This window comes from Acidovorax facilis (assembly GCF_023913775.1).
GTDB classification, from domain to species: domain Bacteria; phylum Pseudomonadota; class Gammaproteobacteria; order Burkholderiales; family Burkholderiaceae_C; genus Acidovorax; species Acidovorax facilis.
This window is the reverse complement of record NZ_JAMXAX010000018.1, coordinates 18,597-38,349: the sequence shown is the minus strand read 5'-3', so window position 1 is coordinate 38,349 and position 19,753 is coordinate 18,597. Positions and strand designations below refer to the sequence as shown.

Annotated in this window: 15 protein-coding genes; 12 read left to right on the top strand and 3 right to left on the bottom strand. The window is 66.3% G+C overall.

All coding sequences use genetic code 11. The annotated features are described in order from the left end of the window. Positions 1-5 precede the first annotated feature (5 nt). The gene (locus NFX52_RS08400; protein WP_202907189.1) at positions 6-935 is read right to left on the bottom strand and encodes a helix-turn-helix domain-containing protein; all 930 of its coding nucleotides are present in this window, start codon (positions 933-935) and stop codon (positions 6-8) included. Between the two features lie 63 nt (positions 936-998). On the opposite strand from NFX52_RS08400, the gene NFX52_RS08395 reads away from it, so the two are divergent. From NFX52_RS08395 to NFX52_RS08380, 4 genes are read left to right on the top strand one after another with little or no spacing between them, the layout of a single operon-like run. Then, positions 999-3,038 carry a TonB-dependent receptor gene (locus tag NFX52_RS08395; RefSeq protein ID WP_238385667.1) on the top strand — a complete coding sequence of 680 codons (2,040 nt, stop codon included), beginning with the start codon at positions 999-1,001 and terminating at the stop codon, positions 3,036-3,038. A gap of 19 nt (positions 3,039-3,057) precedes the next feature. After that, the gene (locus tag NFX52_RS08390) at positions 3,058-4,128 is read left to right on the top strand and encodes a methyltransferase (RefSeq protein ID WP_207401943.1); all 1,071 of its coding nucleotides are present in this window, start codon (positions 3,058-3,060) and stop codon (positions 4,126-4,128) included. Next, positions 4,125-5,405, top strand: a complete 1,281-nt coding sequence (locus NFX52_RS08385; RefSeq protein WP_055399693.1) for an MFS transporter — start codon at positions 4,125-4,127, stop codon at positions 5,403-5,405. The genes NFX52_RS08390 and NFX52_RS08385 overlap by 4 nt, the downstream gene beginning before the upstream one ends. Next, a complete protein-coding gene (locus NFX52_RS08380) occupies positions 5,402-6,502 on the top strand; it encodes a saccharopine dehydrogenase NADP-binding domain-containing protein (RefSeq protein WP_207401942.1) in 1,101 nt (366 codons plus the stop codon). Before NFX52_RS08385 ends, NFX52_RS08380 begins: the two co-directional genes overlap by 4 nt. 76 nt (positions 6,503-6,578) lie before the next feature. Here the strand turns inward: NFX52_RS08380 and NFX52_RS08375 are convergent, their stop codons facing one another. Further along, a complete protein-coding gene (locus tag NFX52_RS08375) occupies positions 6,579-7,079 on the bottom strand; it encodes a DUF3016 domain-containing protein (RefSeq protein WP_039920411.1) in 501 nt (166 codons plus the stop codon). A 158-nt stretch (positions 7,080-7,237) separates the two neighbouring features. On the opposite strand from NFX52_RS08375, the gene NFX52_RS08370 reads away from it, so the two are divergent. The 4 genes from NFX52_RS08370 to NFX52_RS08355 all read left to right on the top strand — a co-directional run bounded on the left by NFX52_RS08370 (position 7,238) and on the right by NFX52_RS08355 (position 12,926). Next, positions 7,238-8,443, top strand: a complete 1,206-nt coding sequence (locus NFX52_RS08370) for a DUF1173 family protein (RefSeq protein ID WP_055399744.1) — start codon at positions 7,238-7,240, stop codon at positions 8,441-8,443. A 104-nt stretch (positions 8,444-8,547) separates the two neighbouring features. Next, entirely contained in the window at positions 8,548-9,054 is a 507-nt protein-coding gene (locus NFX52_RS08365; RefSeq protein WP_055399742.1) for a hypothetical protein, read from the top strand. A 63-nt stretch (positions 9,055-9,117) separates the two neighbouring features. Next, positions 9,118-12,222: an HsdM family class I SAM-dependent methyltransferase gene (locus NFX52_RS08360; protein WP_207401941.1), complete on the top strand. Its 3,105-nt coding sequence runs from the start codon at positions 9,118-9,120 to the stop codon at positions 12,220-12,222. Further along, entirely contained in the window at positions 12,219-12,926 is a 708-nt protein-coding gene (locus NFX52_RS08355; protein WP_055399685.1) for a hypothetical protein, read from the top strand. The genes NFX52_RS08360 and NFX52_RS08355 overlap by 4 nt, the downstream gene beginning before the upstream one ends. A gap of 19 nt (positions 12,927-12,945) precedes the next feature. On the opposite strand, the gene NFX52_RS08350 is transcribed toward NFX52_RS08355, so the two are convergent. Beyond that, a complete protein-coding gene (locus NFX52_RS08350; protein WP_162239775.1) occupies positions 12,946-13,875 on the bottom strand; it encodes a helix-turn-helix transcriptional regulator in 930 nt (309 codons plus the stop codon). 236 nt (positions 13,876-14,111) lie between these two features. On the opposite strand from NFX52_RS08350, the gene NFX52_RS08345 reads away from it, so the two are divergent. From NFX52_RS08345 to NFX52_RS08330, 4 genes are read left to right on the top strand one after another with little or no spacing between them, the layout of a single operon-like run. Beyond that, positions 14,112-14,957 carry a class I SAM-dependent methyltransferase gene (locus NFX52_RS08345; protein ID WP_055399683.1) on the top strand — a complete coding sequence of 282 codons (846 nt, stop codon included), beginning with the start codon at positions 14,112-14,114 and terminating at the stop codon, positions 14,955-14,957. 60 nt (positions 14,958-15,017) lie between these two features. Further along, complete coding sequence (locus NFX52_RS08340) at positions 15,018-17,369, top strand: TonB-dependent receptor (protein ID WP_202907188.1); 2,352 nt, start codon at positions 15,018-15,020, stop codon at positions 17,367-17,369. Beyond that, positions 17,369-18,382 carry a CDF family Co(II)/Ni(II) efflux transporter DmeF gene (gene dmeF, locus NFX52_RS08335; RefSeq protein ID WP_207401940.1) on the top strand — a complete coding sequence of 338 codons (1,014 nt, stop codon included), beginning with the start codon at positions 17,369-17,371 and terminating at the stop codon, positions 18,380-18,382. Before NFX52_RS08340 ends, dmeF begins: the two co-directional genes overlap by 1 nt. Next, positions 18,379-19,650 carry an MFS transporter gene (locus tag NFX52_RS08330; RefSeq protein ID WP_055399681.1) on the top strand — a complete coding sequence of 424 codons (1,272 nt, stop codon included), beginning with the start codon at positions 18,379-18,381 and terminating at the stop codon, positions 19,648-19,650. The genes dmeF and NFX52_RS08330 overlap by 4 nt, the downstream gene beginning before the upstream one ends. Positions 19,651-19,753: the final 103 nt, after the last annotated feature.

The window sequence follows — 19,753 nt, the reverse complement described above, 5'->3', positions numbered from 1 at the left end:
CGCCGTCAGACCGGTGTGTTCAGCGACTTTGGCACCTGCCCGAAGTAGCGGCTGAAGGCCGCGCTGAAGCTGGCCGGGTGCCGGTACCCGACCGCGTAGGCCGCCTGAGCCACCTGACATCCGGACTGCAGCAATGCACGTGCGCGCCGCATGCGCAGATCGAGCAGGAACTGGTGCGGCGTGGTGCCGTAAAGCTCACGAAACCCCTGCTTGAATTTACATTCGTTGAGCCCGACGGTGGTGCTGAGGTACGGAATCGTCAGTGCGCGATCCATCTGGGTGTGCATCAGATCGCGGGCTCGGGCGAGTTTTTCCACGTCGGCCGCGCTCAGGCGCAGGGATGAGGCGCTCGGCACCTGCGCCGGCATGAGCAGGCGCAGGTGTTCGGCCGCCAGGGTCAGCGCAGCGATGTGCCGATCCACGGGCGTTGCCACCTCGGGCGACAGCAGGGGATGGAGCAGGGTGCGGCACCAGGCCGTCGTCGCGTGTTCACCCAGCAGGCGGATTCCCCTGCGACTGGCCAGGCGGGCAGCGGCCGCTTCACCCAGATAGCGCGACAGCGCGTTGCCGTTGAGCACCAGCCTGAGCTGGCGAACGGACGTCTCCGCCTGGAAGTGCCGCTCGCCGCGCGTGTGCGCAAAGGCCGCGAGGGTGGTGCGTCCGGCACCGAAGCGCAGGCTGGAGCCGTCCTCGGCCACGAAGCCGGACTCGCCGGACAGGCCGTAGGTGATCACCAGCGTCGGCCCCGTGTCGCTCTGGGTGGATGCCTCGGCGAGGTCCCGCGCCGGTTGATAGTGCGAGCGAACCACCGTCAGCCCGTCGTCCAGCGCGGCGCGTTCAATCCAGCAGCCGTGGCCAGAGACAGGAAGGCGGCCTGTCGTCCCCACGGCGCGCACCTCTTCAACCCTCGTGCCCAGCCTCGCTCCCGTTTGCATACGAAACCCTCCCGATTGCTACCGAAATACTGTGAGAACAATTCTCATTCTTTCTTAGCATGGATGTCATCTGATACTCAAGGAGAACGATCCATGCCCATTCCTCCCTTGCGGGCAATCGGGGTGTTGCCGATGCTGGCAACCGCCCTGTCGGCGCTGGCCCAGCAGACCCAGGCGCCGATGCTGCCGGCCGTCACGGTCACAGCGAACAAACAGGCCCAAGCGCTTGAGCGTGTGCCCGCCAGCGTGACCGTCTTCGATGGCGAGCAGCTCGAAGTCGACGGTGTGCGTGGCCTGGAGGGCGTGGCGGCGATGACGCCGGGTTTCGTGTTCCAGACCCTGGGGCAATCGGGCGCGCAGCCGCCGGTGATGCGGGGGCTGTCGGCCAACGTCACCTCGTTCTCGTCTTCGACCGCGCTGGTGGTGGATGGCGTGGCGACGCTGCGTGGCTTGGGCTTCGACGACGCCTTGCTGGGGGTGGAACGCGTGGAGGTGCTGCGCGGCCCGCAATCCACCCTTTATGGACGCAATGCCGAGGCCGGTGTGGTGAACATCGTCACCCGCCGCCCGGGCAATGAACCCCATGCCGCCGTCTCGCTCGACCTGGGCAGCCGCAACAAGCAGGCCCTGCGCTTCGATGCGAGCCGGGCCCTGGTGGACAACACGCTCTTCCTGGGCGTGGCCGGCGAATTCACCCGGCAGGACGGCTTTATCGACAACACCACCACCGGCCGCAAGGAGGACGACCGGCAGCGCAAGGGCGGCCGTGTGGCCCTGCGCTGGACGCCGAGCGCCCGCACCGATGCCACGCTGCGCCTCAACCAGCGCGGGCACGACGACGGCGGCTCCCTGTGGGGGCTGACGGGAGGTCCACGCGAGACCGTGCGTTCCGGCACCGAGAGCTGGAACCGATCCCAGGCCCGTTCGGCGTCGCTGGATGTCTCCCATGAACTGGCCGACGACCTGCGCCTGCGCTCGATCACGGCGCGCAACGAGTACTTCGACCGCATTCTTCAGGACACCGATTTCCAGCCGGCCGACCTCCTGCACCTGGGGCGCGACTACCACTTCAAGACCGTGTCGCAGGAGCTGCGCCTGGAGGGCAAGGCCGGCGAGGCGCGCTGGGTCGCCGGTGTCTATCTCGACCGCGAAGACAACGCCTTGAACTTCGAGCAGAAGACGCCGTTCGCGCTGGCGCGCACGCGCTCGACGCAGCAAGGGAATTCCACGGCTGCGTTCACCCACTGGGACGTGCCGCTGACGGCACTGGGGTCGGCGCTGTGGTCCATCCAGGCCGGCCTGCGCATCGAGCGCGACGAGATGCGCCTTGCACTGGCAGGCGCCAGCGGGCAGTCGCGCAGCTGGACCCATGCCAGTCCCAAGTTCGCACTGCAATACCAATGGCAGCCTGCGGCGCAGCTCTACGCCAGCGTGTCCGACGGCTTCCGTGCGGGGGGATTCAACCCCTTCGCGCCGGAGACCCATCGCCGCTACGAGCCCGAGAAGGTGCGCGCCTTCGAGCTGGGTGCCAAGGGCCACCTCTTGAACCGCCGCCTGCGCTACAGCGCGGCCGTCTACCGCATGGACATCGACGACATGCAGGTGCAGCAGATGGGCTCGGCGGCCGGGCAGGTGTTCATGACCAACGCGGCGTCGGCCCGCTCGACCGGCGCCGAGGCCGAACTGCGCTGGCTGATCGGCAGCGGCTGGCAGGTGCAGACGGGGCTCGGGCTCAACCACACGCGTTTCCGCGAGTTTCGTGACGGCGCCAACGACCACGCCGGCAAGCGCAACCCCTTTGCGCCCGACATCAACGGCCATCTCGGCGTGCGCTACGACGCGCCCTCCGGCTGGTTCGCTCAGGCCCAGACGGTCGGTGCCGGCAAGGTCTACGTCGACGCGGCCAACACGGCGGCGAACAAGCGGTCGGGCTATGCCGTCATCAACCTGTCGGCTGGTTATGCGTGGGCCCGCACCGAACTGACGGCCTACGTCAACAACGCCGCCGACAAGCACCACGACGTGATCGGCTTTCCCGCCAGCACGATCACGATCTACAGCCCGCCCCGCGAAGCCGGGCTGCGCCTGAGCTTCCGTCTCTGATCGACAGGACGCCGACGCCATGAATCTCGAACAAACACATGAGCTGCGCCGCTGGTGGGATCTGGCGGTCGCGCCCGTGCAGGCCGAGGGCCTGCGGCTTGCCGTCGAACTCGGCGTGCTGGATGCTCTCGTCGAGCCGGCCGGCGCCGCGGCGCTGGCGCAGCGCCTGCAACTGCACCCCGTCGGCACCGCCCATCTGCTGGAGCTGCTGTGGAGCATGGGTGTGCTGGAGCGCCAGGGCCATGGCCGCCATGACGGCGATGCCGACGCCGACGGGATCTATCGTCTCGACGCAGGTGCGCGCGCCTACCTCACGCAGGGAGCCGAGCTGTCCTGCGCCAAGGCCTGGTTGTTCCGGCTGCGGTCCATGCGCGGGTTCGTCGACAGCCTGGGGGAGCATGTCCGCCATGGTCCGGGCGTGCCGAAGCCCCCGCTTTCGGCTGACCACGGCCCCTCCGGTGGCGCAGCGCAGTGGGCGGCCGCGGCGCGGGTGCAGATCGCGCAGGAGCAGCGTGCGGTGACCGCGCCGGCCGCCGTCGAGGTGATGAGGCGCCTGCCGGAGTTCCAGCAGGCGCAGCGGCTGCTGGACCTGGGGGGCGGCCCGGGCCTGGTGGCCATCGCGCTGGCCCAGCAGCGCCCCCAGCTTCAGGGCGTCGTGTTCGACTTCCCCGAGACAGTCGCCGTGGCGGCCGAGAACATCCTGGCGCGGGGGCTCGGCCCCCGCCTGTCCACACAGGGCGGCAGCCTGGCCACGGACGACATCGGGTCGGACCACGACCTGATCTGGTGTTCATCGGTGCTGCACTTCGTGCCGGACATCGAAGCGGCCCTGCGCAAGATCCTCGCCGCCCTGCGGCCGGGTGGCGTGCTGGTGGCGGTGCACGCGGAACTGCCCAGGGAGCAGGGTGGGGCGCGCAGCGTGGTGCCGTGGTACCTGCCGCTGCGCATGCTCGGGCGGCACGTGACCCATGAGGGTGAACTGGCTGCGGCCATGGCGCGTGCCGGCTTCGTGCGCATTGAGCAGTACGCCTGCGGCCAGTTCCCGATGGCCGTGCAGCAGGTCGTCGTGGCGCGGCGGGACGTGCCATGAACGGTGCGCTGCGTCCCGGCGTCCAGCAGCTGCTGTTCGGCTGGGTGAACTTCGCGTTGACGGCCCCGGCCATCTACCTCTGGCTGGGGCTGCCGCTGGTCATGCGGCAACAAGGGTGGTCGGGCACGGAGATCGGCGTCTTTCAACTTGCCGGCCTGCCTGCGGTCTTCAAGGCGCTGCTGGCGATTCCGGTGGAGCGCTGGCCGTTGCAGCGGCGCTCTGCCGTGTTGCCGGACCCAGCGTTCAGCCCGTCGTCCCGGGTCTTGGCCTGGCAGCGCTGGGCGTGGCTGACGGGCGGCGGCTTTGCGCTGTGCCTGCTGGCTCTGGCGGCAGTGGGTGAAGGGGCCGGCAAGGGCACGCTCTTTGCGCTGGCCTTGCTGGCGGCCCTGCTGTCCACCTGGGCCGACATCCCGGTGCAGGCACTGGCCATCGGGCTGCTGCCACCCCAGGCCAGGCCGCTGGCCGGCGGCATCCGCGCGGCGGCCACGTTTGCGGGCGCGGTCGTGGGCGGGGGCCTCATGCTGTTGGTCCAGCAGGCCAGGGGTTGGACGCTTCCTTTCCTGATTCTTGCCATGGGTGTGTTGAGCACCTTGGTGATCGTCGCCGTGCTGGGCCGCGGATCCGCTCCATTGCAACAGGCGATGTTTTCAGGGGCCGTCGTGTCGCGGCAGGCGCCCTGGCGTGTCTGGAGAGGCTTTTTTCAGCAACCGGGGGCGCCGGCCTGGACGCTGTTGCTGATCGGGCAGTTTCCCTTTGTTGCGGCCGCCTGGGTGTTCCTCAAGCCGCTGCTGCTGGACCACGGACTGCCCGCCGCGCAGGTGGCGCTGGTCGCCGGTGTGGGGGGCGGGGCCCTGGGGGCAGGCGCCAGCCTGGCTGCAGGCTGGGTGCGGCGCGAGCGCCTGATGGCGGTGGCGTGGCGGTCGGCGTGGGCCAATGTGCTGGCCCTCGGCTTGTTGGCTGCGGTCCTGGGTTTTCAGCTTGGGGTGGAGGCGCGTTGGGGGCTGTTGGCGGGCAGCGCCGCGCTGGCCCTGGCGATGGGGCTGGCGTCTTCGCTCGCCTTCGCCTTGATGATGGAGTTCTCCCGCGATGCCTGCCGGGCCGCCGACTACGGCCTGCAGGCCGGGCTGTTCGCGCTGAGCCGTGTGCTGGTGCCGCCTGTGGCGGGCCTGCTGCTTGACCGCTTTGGGGACGCGGCGATGTTGGGAACACTGGCGGCGTTCGCCCTGTGCACGGTGCTGGGCGGGCGCTGTCTGCGGCGGGGGGAGCCCACGCCATGACGAACGCGAGACCTGAGGCGATGGTGAGTGCCGACCAGGCGGTGCTGGTTGTCGGCGGCTATGGTGCAGTGGGAGGCGGCATCGTCCGCGCCCTTTTGCGCGACAGTCCCTGTCATGTGCTGGTTGCCGGGCGCAGCCTGGAGCGGGCTCGCGCGTTCTGCCAGGTCCAGGGCCCCCGGGTGACGGCGGTTGCCTTGGGTGACGGGTATCTCCCGGTGATCGAGGTGTTGCCGCACCGGATCACCGTGGTGGTCAACTGCGTCGAGGAAGCGAGCCTGTGGATTGCCCTGCAGTGCCAGGCCGCGGGCATTCACTACGTCGACGTCTCGGCCACGGCCTCGGTGTTGGACGCTGTGCGGACCCGATGGGCGTCAGGTGAAAGTCAGCGTTCCAGCGCGGTCCTGAGCGTCGGCGTCGCGCCGGGGCTCACCAATTTGCTGGTGCGCCAGGCCTGCGATCAACTGGGGCCGCTGCAGCATGCCGACATCACGGTGCTGCTGGGCGCAGGTGAGGTCCATGGACTGGCTGCCATCCGCTGGACGCTGGACCGTTTGGGTGCCACGTTCACGCTGCAGACCCCTGCCGGGGCAAGGGAGGTTCGCGCCTTTGGCGAGTCGCGGCCGGTGCGGCTCGCGGAGCCCTACGGCCGAAGAACCGCCTACCGCTTCGACTTCTCGGAGCAGCACACGTTGCCGCGTACCCTGGCGATGCAGTCGGCGGCCACCTGGCTGTGTTTCGATTCGCGGCTGGTGACACAGGCATTTGCCTGGATGGCGCGCTGGCGCGTCCGGCAGTGGCTGCCGCCGGACGGTTTGGCGAAGTCGCTGGCATGGACAGCGGCCCATGCGCCGATCGGCGGAAATGGATTCATGGTCCAGGTCGATGCCCTCAGCCAGTCTGGCGATCGCGCGAGTTGGGTCGTTGCCGGGGATGGGGAGGCGGCATGCACGGCTGCGGTGGCAGTCTGGGTGGCGCGCACGTTGCTGGTTGGCCGTCTGGCACCGGGCGCCCATCACATCGAGGAGGTGCTGACGTTGGACGAGGCGTTGGCGGGCTGTGCGCCAGTCCTTCGGCGCGTGGAGTTCAACCCGATGTAGGCGCTTCTCGCCGGCTCAACAAGGCTCGGGTTCGCCTGGATGGGCGGGCCGTCTGACCGTGCCTTTTCGCGGGTGCTCAGCCACGGTGTTGCGGACAGAATCGCCGCTCGAACCACTCGGTGAGCATGGCCTTGTCGTACACCAGCGGATCGCCGTCGGAGCGGACAAACGCACTGCGAGACAGGTAGTCCATGTCCGAAACACGCTCCTGCCGTTCGGCGAGTACCTTACCCTGTGCGTCCTTCCAGAGGTACTCGAGGTCCGCCCGCGGCCACGTGACACCGCGCATGATGCGCACATCGTACGTGCCAGGGCGCCACCACTCGTGTCGGCCCGCCAGGTCGAGGTCGATGATTCGGATGTCCAGCGTATGGCCCGCCGGCAGGCAGCGATCTCCCAGGGCCTGCAGGTGCCGCTTGATGGACTCGAGGTTGCGCTGGGAGCGCACGCCGTAGTCGCCCGCGTCGGCATAGTGCTCGGGATGGATGAATTGCACCGCGACGTCGGCTGCAGCATGCAGCACGGGTGCCGACATGGCTGCGACACAGCACAGCGCACGGAACGTTCTGATGGTCATGGTGAACCCTCGACTTGCTACATGGTATTCGACTCCGTCGACCTTCATCTGGTTGCACCGAGCACATGGAGGCTGACATCGAAATCGGGCCGATAGGGCAGTGATTTTGGATGGCGTTCCGGTCTTGCCGCCAGCACGATGGGCTTTTCGAGACCTCCATGGACGCTCAGCGCTATTCCATCGCCGGACAGGTGTATGACGCTCTGGATCCTCGCTTGCAGGAGGTTCTGGCGCGCGTGCGCGAGGGGGTGGATCGGCCGCGTTGCCTGTGCGTGCCTGACGGTGTCGAGATGTACGTGGCGCGCCACCGGCAGTACGTCGTCAAGCGCATGCCGGGCACTGGTGGGCAGCATCATCCGCAGTGCCCGTCCTATGAGCCGGATGCCCAGCAGTCCGGGCTCGGCGAACTGATGGGGGAGGCCATCATCGAGACCCTGGCGGGCAGCGTCGAGTTGCGCGTGGATTTTCCGTGGGTGCGCGTCCTCGGCCGGGGTGTCGCGCCGGGCGAGCCCCATGATCCGGGTGAGATCAACGTCCCGCGTCGCCGGATGAGCCTGCGCGCCTTGACGCACTTCCTTTTCGAACGGGCGGGCTTCAATCGCTGGTTGCCCGCCATGGCGGGCAAGCGCAACCAGGGTGTCATCTGCAAGCACTTGCTGGAGGCCGCGGCGGAGATGATCGTCAAGGGACAGCCACTGGCTCAACGCCTCCATGTCCCCGAGCCCTTCAGCGAGGCTTCGAAAGCTGCGGCCGCCCAGCGCCGCCGCGACAAGCTCGCGATCCTGCAACCACGTGACGGTCGGTCGCCGCTGGCGGTGGTCCTGGGTGAGTTCAAGACCTGCGAGACGACAGCGTTCGGGCGCCGCTTGTGGATCAAGCACATGCCCGATACGCCGCTGCTCATCGCTGACAAGACCTGGGAACGAGCGCGCAGGACCTATGCTGCCTACTTCGAGGTTCAGGACGCCGATGCGGCCTACCGGCCGCGCCTGGTGTTGACAGCCTTGATTCGCGCCAAGCGGGAGCACGTCCATGAAGTGGATGCGTTGAGCTTGATGTTGACGACCGAACACTGGATTCCCGTGGAGGGCGCGCACGAAATTGAATTCATCCACGCCCTGGTGGAGCAGCAGCGGCGTTTCATCAAGCCCTTGCGTTACGACGCGAGGATCACGGCGGGGTTTCCGAACGCACTGCTGACTGACACCGGCGCCGAGCCAGTCGCCCTTCACGTGGTCAGCGCGTTCGCCGAGGCAAAGGAACGTGCGGCCAAAATGCAGGTGATTGCGCGGATATCGCCGCCGCCCTGGACCTGGTGGACCGATCAGCCGATGCCGACGTTGCCTGCTTGTGCGGTGTGCTGAACACGGCGTCCTCCGAGGGAGGAAGAGTTCGGGTACGGTACCCTACCTTTGGAGGAAATCGGGTACCATACCCGACGTTGGCGAACTCTGTTGAAAGGATGGCTATGCGACTGGTCCCGACCCCGGTGGCATCGAAGCTGACGGGCCTTTCGATAGAGAAGCTTCGCGAGTGGACCAGTCGACGTGCGCTGGTGCCGGCGGACGTGCGTCCGAAGACGAAAGGATCGCCAGCACAGTTCAGTTGGCAAACCATCCTCGTCCTTCGGCTGGCCGTGCTTCTTCGCGACCAGTTTGCTGTTGAGCTGCAGACGCATCAAAGCGCGTTCGCCCAGTTGCGCAAGGCGCTGCGATCAACCTCTTTCATTGCGCTTTGGGGCCGGCGCTTGGCGTTGGCTCCAGGAGGCACATGGTTCTTTCTGGATGATGGGTCGCTGCCGTCCGAAGCCGATGCCATCGTTGTTCGTCTCGATCCGCACCTTGCTGTCCTGCGGGACGGCTTTGCCTTGCCTGATGTGGCTGCTGGTCAACTTGATCTTTTCTCCTTGCCTGCCACGCGCGATACCCCGACGGTCAAGGCGGTGAGTCGCCCCCGCCAGAGGAGATCGGCATGAGCCGCCAAGCTTGGAGCGTCGCAGTGCGTGGTAGGCACGGTTTGATGCGCAGAGGGGTGTAGCGTGGCGGACGCAGTGCTGAAGCAGTGGCTGGACAGGCTCGGCTATGCCGCCGAGCCTGCGGCGCTTCACGTCCGCGGTGCGGCGATCTCCGAAGCGCACCCTTATGCGTTGGAGATCAAGTCGCTGCTCAAGCCGGACGGGGCCGTTCGGGCTCAGGCGGTCTTCGTGGTGGAAGGCGTGCCAACCGTTGTCTTCATGGCGGATGACCAGCCTTTGTCGGCTTCTGCGCTCGACGATGTCCGCAAACGCATTTGGAATCAGAACCTGGCAACGGTGGTGATCGAGCTGCGCGACCGCGAAGCGGTTGCGCTTCCGGTCCGAAAGCTCCAGAAGGCTGAGCAGCGTTTCAGTTTGCAAGAAGCCAGGCCGGATGGTCCGTTTTCCGCCCTCGATGTCGCCACTGCGAATCTGTCGCGAAGGCTGCCGGCTTGGTTCGACGTCAAGGCTCGGGTGGACAGCAAGCTGCTTGCGAACTTGTCGGTGACAGTGTCGAAACTTGCGGGTACTGGTTTTCGTGGCGCAGCAAAGACCAGTGACCGCAAGCGATGGGCAGAGCTGCTCATGGGGCAGGTGCTCTTCATCTCCTATCTGGAGCATCGGGAGATTGTTGGAGTGACCTATCGCGGGCGTCGCGACGTCGGTGAGCTTCATGACCTCGTTGCGCGAATGGACCGCGAGGGCGTGCGCGTGCTGGTCGATCGTCTGCGGGGAGATTTCAATGGCGATTTCCTGGGTGACGACCGGCACGATCCCTGGACTGCCCTCACAGATGACGGATTCGATTTCCTGAACCAGTTTCTGCGTCGAACCGACATGGAGACGGGGCAGGGCGATTTCTGGAATTACGATTTCAGCTACATACCCGTCGAACTGCTCTCCGGTCTGTATGAGAAGTTTCTGACGCCAGAGCAGCAGGCCAAAGATGGCGCCTACTACACGCCCCGCAACCTGGCAATGCTGGCGGTTGAACAGGCGCTCATGGCCTCGCCCGATCCGTTGGCGGAGACGATTTTTGATGGGGCCTGCGGTTCAGGCATCCTGCTGACCACAGCCTATCGTCGCCTGATTGCACTGTGCGAGGCGCGGCAGGGGAGGCAACTCGGATTCGCCGAGCGGGGCGAGCTCCTCAAGCGCAGCATCTTTGGCGGCGACATCAATTTCATGGCGTGCCGCGTGACGGCCTTCAGCCTGTACCTGTCACTCCTTGAGGGGCTGGCCCCAGCGGACATCTTGGCGGCACAGGAGCGCGATGGAACGAAGCTGCCCTCCCTCAACGGGAGCAACCTTGCCCATGGCAGCCAACGGGCCGACTTCTTCCGGACTTCCCACACGTTCCACACCCGCCGATTTTCATTGGTTATCTCCAATCCTCCCTGGGCAGAACCTGAGGGTGAGAGCCGAACGTCGGCGGATGACTGGGCGGATCGCGCTGGTGTTCCTTTCGCACGGCGGCAGATCGCCGGTGCCTACGCGCTGCGCGCGCTTGAATTTCTCTCGGAGGGCGGTCGAGCTTGCCTGATCCTTCCCATCGGCCAATTTCTCGGCGCTTCCAGCGCGGACTTTGTCGCTCACCTTCTCAAGGGATACCGACCGTCACGCCTGATCAACTTTGGCGATCTGCAGGGGCTGCTGTTTCCTACGGCTGAAAACACGTGCCATGTCTTCCTGGGGGAGAGGCGTCCGGATGGCTTGTTGAGTCACATTCCGTTTGGGGAGACGTTCGACTATTTGGTGCCGAAAGCCGACCTTAGTCTTGCCCTCGGTCGGCTGACCATGCAGTCCGCCGATCGCCACACGCTGCAGACCCGCTCGGTTGCCGAGGATCCGCAACTGCTTGTCGCCATGATGTGGGGAGATGCCAGTGACCTGTCCATCTGGACGCGGTTGACCTTGCGCGGTACGTTTGCCGATTTCTGGCGTGGGCCCCGCGAGTTTCGGCGCTGGGTATATCGCAAGGGGATCCATCTCCATGACAAGAGCCGTGAGGCGGTCGATCCCGGCGAGCTGCGCCAGATGCCATTCGTGCCCATTGCGGCGCTGCGTGCGGGCTCGCCTGTTCTTCATCCCGAACTGCTGGCCAAGTGGCCTGAGGCTCAGGACACGGTCGTGGGTTTGAACGAAGGGGTGCGTGCCGTTTTCGATGGACCGCGAGTGCTTTTCCCGGATGGTTTCTCCAAGGGTGAGCAGAACATTCGCGCGGTCTACTACGATGGGCAGGCCTCCTTCACCCACAGCATCGGCGTGATCGCTGGCCGCGAGGAGGACGCTGCCCTGCTTCAGTTCACTGCGGCGTATCTGCGCTCGACGCTCGCCCGCTACTTTCTCATGATGCGTGGCTGGAAGATGCTGTGCGAGCGCAACGGCGTGCATCTGGCTGACGTCGAAACCTTCCCGTTCTTTGTGCCAGAGGATGCGCCGGATCCGGCGGCGGCACGGGACGCGCTCTTGATGGTTCAGGCTCGCATGGCGGAACTGATGGCCTTGCCCGAACTTGAGCAAGCATCCCGCTACGATGAGTTGCGTGACGAGTTTGACGAGGCGGTTTTTTCCTATTTCGGACTCTCCGGTGAAGAGCAGACGCTGATCCGTGAATCGGTTCGCGTCCTTATGCCCTCTGTGCGGCCGCGCAGTTTCAAAAGTCTGGACACCCCAGCTCAGCATAGGGCCAGCGCCGAGGACTTCAGCATTTATGCCCAGACCCTCGCCAATGCCTTGACCGCGTGGAGAACGAAGGCACGCGGCCAAGGCCGATTCCGTGTCGATGTGCTTGCGAACGATCCGAGTCGCGCCGGGCCGTCAGGCATCGCGCGGATTTCGTATCTGGGAGATTCCACTGACGGGCCCGAGGTCAGCGCGTCGATGAATGACGAGTTGGTGCTTGCGACACTCGCCGAGTTGAGAAATGCGGGGCTTTGCGCGATTCCATCGGGAGACTTCCTCTGCCTGGTGCCGGATGTGCATCTCTGGGTAGATGGCGCGCTGTACCTTGTGCGGCCGCTTACCAAGCGCAACTGGACAGTGCGAAAGGCTCTTCGAGATGCCGAGCATATCGTCCGTGGTGTGCAAGTGCGCCAATCCGTCGAGAAGGGGGAGGCGACAGCATGATGTCTCCAGTCGACTGGTTTGCTGCCTTTCCGATCCAGCCGGCCACGGAGGCCGTGGAGGCGCTGCGTCAGGGCTGGACAGAATTGGCGGGACGGCCACGCCCGGATTTCAATCCGAAGACGAAGGAAGATGGGCTGACCAAACGGCTGAAGGTATACGTTGAGAACCACGTCGCACGGGAACGCGGCTTGCTCGGTATGTGGGCTGCCGAAGACATCATCGGGGACGTTGATCCGAACACTGGCGCGATGCTTGAGGAGCGGCGGACCGATATTGTCTACGGCTGGAACGATGACGTCCGCGGCATGAAGCTGGTCTTCGAGTTCAAACGCCTGGGTCGCCAGAAGAAACACCGTGACCACTATCTACAAGACCAGGGATTGGGGCGATTCGTCACGGGCATCTATAGCCGAAAGGAGGCCGTTGCGGCCATGGTGGGAGTTCTGCTGGATCCGGAGCCTGAGGTGGTGCCACCCATCAGAGAGGCACTCCAGGACGCCGCGCTTGCCACGTTTCTGCGTTTGCGGCGCTTGCCTTCGGGCCTCCCTTATGCCCGGCCTTCTGCGATGTTCACGGGGGCGGATTTCGATACGGAACACGAGCGGGATGCCGCGCTTGCACCCACGCACGGGACGATTCGCGTATCTCATTTCTTCTTCGCATTCGGCTATCCGACCACCACTCGGAAGCAGAAATCCGCATAGGAGCCCATTGCCAGCTGGATCATCGGCCGCGCCGTCTGGCCTCTCCCGGATTGACGCCGAACTGCTTGCGAAATGCCGCTGAGAAGTGGCTCATGTTCGAGTAGCCCAGATCGCACGCCACTGCCGACACACTGGTATCGTCCCTCAGCAGGCGGCGCCGGGCCTCGTTCATGCGCTCATGCTGGAACAGGCCGTACACACTGAAGCCGTACAGCGCGCGAAACCCGCGCTTCAGTTTCGCCGGGCTCAGCCCGTTCTCGCGCGCCACATCCAGGATCAGCGGAGGCTGCGACAGATCGGACAGGAGATGCGCGCGCGCACTGGCCAGACGCATTTGATCTGCTCGGTCCAATGCGCCTGTGCCACCCGTATCCGCACGCGCCTCCAGAAGCAGGCTCACCAGCGTCAGTCCTTGCGCCTGCAGCCACAAAGGGTGCCGCTCTCCTGAAGCTTCGCTGTCGCGCGGACGGTGTCGCATCGCATGCGCCAATGCTTGGGCCGTGGCATGCAATTCCGTGCCGCGGTGCCCAGTCTCAAAACACAGTCCACTTGACAGCGCACGGCGCAGCGTCGGCTCGGCGTCGCCCACCAACTGCTCGAATGCGTCATGTCGCAGCATGACGCCAACGCTCTCGTAAACGCCGTGCTGGTGAAATCGCCAGCACTGACCGGGGCCAAACGCGATGTTGCCGCTGGCTGCGTGCACTTGGCGCTCGTCGATCTTCCGACCGACACCGTGTCCTTTCCTGCCGTTCAGCACCGCGAGGGATTCGCCTAGCAATACGTAGCTGAAATGGATGAGCCCGCTGTCATCGAGCACGCTGAGCTCGATCGGGTTGGCCAGACGCGTGGACCAGTGCATCAGCTGCACACCCTCTCGCGTCGCCACCCGCCGATGACTGGACGAGACAAGATCCAGCCCCAAGGCTTCGCTGGGGTCTCTGATCATCTCCGTAGCCAGGAGATGGGGTACCGATGTGGCTGCGTCCGACCTGGGCATCAATGCATCGCTTCCTCTTGCCTTTGTTGATCCGATGCGGGCAGCAATGAGCCCGTTCCGGGTAGCAATCGTAATACGAATCATTATTATTGAGCAGAGTTTGTGACTGTTCCTTGCGTGGGTTCTAGGGGCTGGGCGTTTGCCTTCGCACCACCACGGATCCATCGAATTTCCTTGATCGATTCATGTCCCCAGCACCGCTCAATCCCGTTTCCTCAGTTGACGCCACGCCGGTGCTGTGCGGCGTACCGCAGACCATGCTGTGGACGTTGCACAACCGCGCCACCGAATCCCTGCGCCCCGATGCTTGGTTTCGTGATCCGGAGGCCGAGCGCATCTTCCAGTCCATCGCTTTTGACTACCGGGCCCATTTCGGTCGTCCCGACAGTTCGCATGCCACCCGCTCGCAGATGTTTGATGAGGCACTGCGTCCGTGGCTTGCTGCGCATCCCGGCGGCATGGTGGTCGAACTCGGCTGCGGGCTGGAGACGCAGTTCCAGCGCTGCGACGATGGACGTGTGCGCTGGTTGTGCGTGGATGTGCCGGACGCGATTGCCGTGCGCGAGCGCTACCTGGCACCCAGCGAGCGATGCCGCCATGTTGTGCGCTCAGCGCTCGATCTGAGCTGGATGGACGAGGTCGAGGCGAGCAACGGTGTCTTCGTCACCGCCCAGGGCCTGTTCATGTATTTCCCCGAAGACGAGGTTGGGCGCCTGATCTCGGCGATGGCGAAGCGCTTCAAAGGGGGCGAACTCATGTTCGACACCATCCCGCGCTGGTTCTCGCGCAAGACGATGGTCGGCTTCGATATCACGCGCCACTACCGCGCCCCGTCCATGCCCTGGGGCATCAATCGCGACGAAATCGAGGCCGCGTTGCGGGCGTGGAGTCCACACATCGCCTCGGTGCAGCACGAGCCCTACCGCCGTTTCAGAACCTTCCCTGCGCGGCTGGGGCTCGGGATGGCGCACATACCGCCACTTGCCAAATTCCTCCCCGCGATCGTGCGCGTGCGCTTCGCCCGTGAATGACCGCCCTCCGGCGTCCGCCACAAGCTCCTGTTCATCCATGCCCGCCTCCCATCTTTCCTCATGACATCCTTTCAAGCCCGCCCGAACAAAGCCCACCGCATCGCAGCACTTGTCGCATTCGCATCGTTTCATTGGACCTGCCTGGCCGCCGAGCTGCCTTTCGACATCCCAACCCAGCCGCTCGAGGCCGCGCTGAGGCTGTTCGAAGCACAGGCCGGCGTTGCGGTTCAGCGTCCGCTGCAGTGGCCCCAAGGGCTGACTGAAACCCCGGCCTCTGCACTGAGCGGCCGCTTCGAGCCAATGCGGGCGCTGCATCGCCTGCTTGCGGGACATCCGCTCCAGATCGCGGAACGCGATGGACGCTTCGTGATCGCGGTGATCGAGCAAGCCCAGCCCGCCCCCGAGCCAGACAAGACCTTGCCCGCGGTGACGGTCACGGCCCGGCGCGGTGCCGAGCGCGCCAAGGACGTGCCGTTCAGCGTCAGCGCGGTTCAGGGGTTTGAGCTGGAGCAGCGGCGCCTCACCACGCTCGAAGAAGCCCTGCGCGACACCCCAGGCGTCGAGGTCAACGCCTGGGGCGGCTTCGGTGACGCCAACGTGCGCATGCGCGGCGTGGGATCGCTGTACCAGGTCAGCAGCGAGGACAGCTCGGTGGTCGTCAATCTGGACGGTACACCGCTGTCGGCCCGCAATGCCTCGCTGCCCATGCTGGATGTGGAGCGCGTCGAGGTGCTCAAGGGACCGCAGGGCACGCTCTTCGGCCGCAACAGCGAGGCCGGCGCCATCAACATCGTCACACGCAGGCCCACCCGCGAGTTCGATGGCTATGCGCGCGTCGAGGCCGGACAGGAAGGGCAGCGGCTGGTCGAGGGCGCCGTGGGTGGTGCGCTCGCCGAGGACTGGAGCGCGCGCATCGCGCTGCGCAGCCAGCAGTCGGATGACGTGGTCCACAACATCCAGACCGGCGAGCCGATCATGAAGGCCAAGGAACTCGGCTTGCGCGCCAGCGTGCTGTGGCAGCCGCGGGCGGCGACGTCGGTGCTGCTGACCACCGAGCATCAGGACCAGAAGGACAAGGTCGGCCTGATGCTGCTGCGGCCCTACGGCGACCCGCCCAGCCTGGATGCCACGCCCGGCCTTTTCGGTGCCGACGTGAAGAGCCATCGGCACGCGCTGGAAGTCAATCACGACCTGGCTAATGCACGCCTGACGTCTCACACTTCATTCCAGCAGCGCCGCGAAGACCAGACCTCGGGGGCCGACCGCATCGTGGCGGCCACCGTGTTCGGGATGCCCACCGAGTACCTCAAGCAATATCGCCGCGACGAATCCGCGTGGAACCAGGATCTGCGTCTGTCCTCGCTGCCCGGAGCCGCGACGTTCTGGGTGGCGGGCGTCAATCTGTACGGCTCCAAGCGCGAGTACGACACCACCGTCGGTGGGATGACCGACAACCTGCGCGACTTCGAGACGCGCAGCGAGGCGGCCTACGGCGAAGTCACGGTGCCGCTCGCGGCCGCGCTCAAGCTCACCGGCGGCCTGCGCTACACGCAAGAGCGCAAGAAATACGACGCCAGCTTCGTCACCACCGGCTATCCGGCTACTCAGGACAGCCGCTCGCTCGACGACCGGTATGCGACCGGGCGGGTGGCGCTTTCCTGGGCGCTGGACACCCAGACCAACCTGTACGGCGTGCTCGCCCACGGGCACAAGGCCAAGGGCTTCCAGGACGAGACCTCGCAGGTCGCCGACGGCGATCCCTTCAAGGCCGCCAAGGTCGACAGCCTGGAACTGGGCATGAAGTTCGAAAGCGCCGACCGCCGTCTCGCATGGACCACTGCCGCCTTCTTCAATCGCGTGCGCGACGATCACATGCTGGGCTACGACTACACCACCTTCGCGACCAAGGCGATCAACGCCGACACGCGAGCCCGGGGCCTGGAAGTCGAAGGCCAGTGGCGCGCGGCGCCCGGCCTCACCCTCAAGGGCGGCGCCGTCTACACGGACGCCACCATCACCCAGTCGGTGACGGGCGTATCGGGCGGCGACGTAGTCGCCGGCGACCGCGTGCCGGACGTGCCGCGCTGGAGCGGTAAGCTGTCCGTGAACTACACCCGGCCGCTGCCCGGTTTCATGGGGCTGGCCTCGCCGCAGCTCACAACGCTGCTGGCCTACCGGGTCATGAGCACGCGTGCCAACGATCCGCAGAACCACATCTTCCTGCCGCGTTTCCAGAAGATCGACGCGCGCATCGGCATCGCCTCGGGCGCCGGCGAACTCTATCTGTGGGTGGACAACCTGCAGGACAAGCGTTACGACCAGTACGTCTATTACTTCACCCCGAATGCCAATGTGGGCATGCCGACGCGCGGGCGGACCGTGGGGCTGGGCTTCACCTGGCAGTTCTTCTGATGCGCGACGCCATCATGTGTACTCTGCCCGTCGGGACCCGTACCTGCCCGCAAGCCGATGCCTCGGCGCATACCCATGACTTCGGCCAGGAGGGCATACGCCCGGCCGAGCGCCGGGTCGGCATGGTGGCCATGCTGACCGTCGCGGTGATGGGCCTGGAGGTCGCCGCCGGGTGGTGGACGGGCTCCATGGCACTGTTGGCCGACGGAGTGCACATGGGGGGACACGCCGTTGCGCTGGGCCTTGCGGCTGGCGCCTATGCCATGTCGCGGCGCTACGCCCGTGACCGGCGCCTGAGCCTGGGCAGCGGCAAGATCAACGATCTGGCGGCCTACACCAGCGCCCTGATCCTGGCGGCATCCACGGTGTGGACCGCCATCGAGTCAGCGCAGCGCCTGCTGAGTCCCGAACCGCTGCGCCCGACGGAAGCCCTGGTCGTGGCCGTGCTGGGGTTGGCGGTGAACCTGCTGTCCGCTTGGCTCCTGGGTGGTGCGCACGATCATGCTCATGAACACGACCACGGACACGACGATCCTCAAGATCGCCCCGGCCACGTGCATGACCACAACCTCGGTGCCGCACTGGCGCATGTGCTTGCCGATGCCGCCACGTCGGTGGCCGCCATCGCCGGTCTGCTCGCAGCCTGGGCCTGGGGCTGGACCTGGCTGGACCCGCTGATCGCATTGCTGGCGCTGGGCGTGGTGGCGCGCTGGGCCGTCGGGCTGCTGCGCCAGACCGGTGCCGTGCTGCTCGATGCCGAGGGCCCGGCCGAATTGCGGCGCCAGGTGCGCGCTCGGCTCGAAGCGGTGGCGGACAGCCGCGTGACCGATCTGCACTTGTGGTCGGTGGGCCAGGGCGCCTGGACACTCGCAGCCTCGGTGGTCAGTCACGGCCCCGCCGCACCCGATGCGTACAAGGCCGCGCTCGCCGGCCTGCCCGGCATCCATCACCCGCTGGTCGAGATCCATGCCTGCCGCCATTGCCCGAGTCCCCATGGGGCGGAGTCGCCATGACCGAAGTTGCGACGACGACACGCCTGCGCACTCCGGCCGGCACCTGGTGGCTACTGGGTAGCCTCTACACCACCCAGTTCCTCGCCCTCGGCTTCCTGTCGGTGGCGCTGGTCGCGCTGTTGCAGGAGCAGGGCGCCTCCATGTCGCGCCTGAGCCTGATCTACCTGCTCGGCACGGTGTGGGCCTTCAAGCTGCTGTGGGCGCCGCTGCTCGACCATTTCAGCTGGGCCCGGCTGGGACATTACCGCGGCTGGCTGCTGCTCACGCAGGCCGGCTTGGTGGTCGCGCCGCTGGCCATGATGGCGTTCGATCCGGTCGCGGACTTTGCCGCCGTCTATGCGCTGGCCGTGCTCGTCGCCGTGCTGTCGGCGACGCAGGACGTGGCCACCGACGCCATTGCCTGCCGCACGCTGCCCGAGGCCGAACGGGGCCTGGGCAACGGCATCCAGACGGCGGGCGGCCTGCTGGGGAATCTGCTCGGCGGCGGCGTGCTGGTGATGGCCTATCCGAGCATCGGCTGGGGCGCCTGCATGGGGTGGCTCGCCGCAGGTACGGCCGTGTCGCTCGTACAGCTTGTCTGGCTGCGCGAGCCCGGACAGCGCCTGACGCCCCTGTCCGCGCGCACCCTGTACGGGCGCCTGCGCACCTTCTGGCCCGATGCTGGGGGCGTCGGCTGGCTGTTCGTGCTGCTCCTGTTTCCCTTCGCTGCCGGACTGGCCTATGGCCTGGTGACGCCACTGCTGGTGACGGCAGGCTGGAGCATGGAGCGCATCGGTCTGGTCACCAACGTCGCCGGTTCGCTGCTCTCCGCAGCTTCGGCACTGGCGGCAGGCTGGCTGCTGCCGCGCTGGGGGCGGCGGCGCGCACTGATCATGGCCGCGGCCATCAATCTCTTCGGCAGTGCGGCGCTGCTGGCCCCCTGGGCCGGCTGGGGCGGCGCTGGCGGGAGCGACGCTGCCCTGACGCTGGCCGTGTGCCTGTACTTCCTGTGCTACACGCCGCTGCACGTGGTGCTGGCCACGCTGATGATGGACCGTGTCCTCCCCGCCAGCGCGGGAACCGACTACAGCCTGCAGTTCAGCGTGTTCATGCTGTCCAGCATGGGCTCGGCCACGCTGGCGCCGCTGCTGATCGACGCGCTGGGCATGCGCGACACGCTGCTCGTCGGCGCGCTCGCCGCCCTCGCGTCGGTGGCGCTGGCCTGGCGCCACCGCCTGTCGACCCCGCCGGCTCCCGCAACGCCCCCCACACCGGTCCGTCCGTCATGAACACGTCCAACACCGCGACCGCCGATCGCTCGGCACTGCCTCCCGCAGCCGATCCGCAGGCGGGTGACACCGCAGCACCAACGCCTCGATCGGAGCATGCCTC

Excerpts from the sequence above, each read along its gene's own strand:
- NFX52_RS08350 (WP_162239775.1), bottom strand. The coding sequence starts at position 13,875 with ATGATCAGAGACCCCAGCGAAGCCTTGGGGCTGGATCTTGTCTCGTCC.
- NFX52_RS08330 (WP_055399681.1), top strand. The coding sequence starts at position 18,379 with ATGACCGAAGTTGCGACGACGACACGCCTGCGCACTCCGGCCGGCACC.
- NFX52_RS08355 (WP_055399685.1), top strand. The coding sequence starts at position 12,219 with ATGATGTCTCCAGTCGACTGGTTTGCTGCCTTTCCGATCCAGCCGGCC.
- NFX52_RS08380 (WP_207401942.1), top strand. The coding sequence starts at position 5,402 with ATGACGAACGCGAGACCTGAGGCGATGGTGAGTGCCGACCAGGCGGTG.
- NFX52_RS08340 (WP_202907188.1), top strand. The coding sequence starts at position 15,018 with ATGACATCCTTTCAAGCCCGCCCGAACAAAGCCCACCGCATCGCAGCA.
- NFX52_RS08390 (WP_207401943.1), top strand. The coding sequence starts at position 3,058 with ATGAATCTCGAACAAACACATGAGCTGCGCCGCTGGTGGGATCTGGCG.
- dmeF (WP_207401940.1), top strand. The coding sequence starts at position 17,369 with ATGCGCGACGCCATCATGTGTACTCTGCCCGTCGGGACCCGTACCTGC.
- NFX52_RS08345 (WP_055399683.1), top strand. The coding sequence starts at position 14,112 with ATGTCCCCAGCACCGCTCAATCCCGTTTCCTCAGTTGACGCCACGCCG.
- NFX52_RS08375 (WP_039920411.1), bottom strand. The coding sequence starts at position 7,079 with ATGACCATCAGAACGTTCCGTGCGCTGTGCTGTGTCGCAGCCATGTCG.
- NFX52_RS08395 (WP_238385667.1), top strand. The coding sequence starts at position 999 with ATGTCATCTGATACTCAAGGAGAACGATCCATGCCCATTCCTCCCTTG.
- NFX52_RS08370 (WP_055399744.1), top strand. The coding sequence starts at position 7,238 with ATGGACGCTCAGCGCTATTCCATCGCCGGACAGGTGTATGACGCTCTG.
- NFX52_RS08385 (WP_055399693.1), top strand. The coding sequence starts at position 4,125 with ATGAACGGTGCGCTGCGTCCCGGCGTCCAGCAGCTGCTGTTCGGCTGG.
- NFX52_RS08365 (WP_055399742.1), top strand. The coding sequence starts at position 8,548 with ATGCGACTGGTCCCGACCCCGGTGGCATCGAAGCTGACGGGCCTTTCG.
- NFX52_RS08400 (WP_202907189.1), bottom strand. The coding sequence starts at position 935 with ATGCAAACGGGAGCGAGGCTGGGCACGAGGGTTGAAGAGGTGCGCGCC.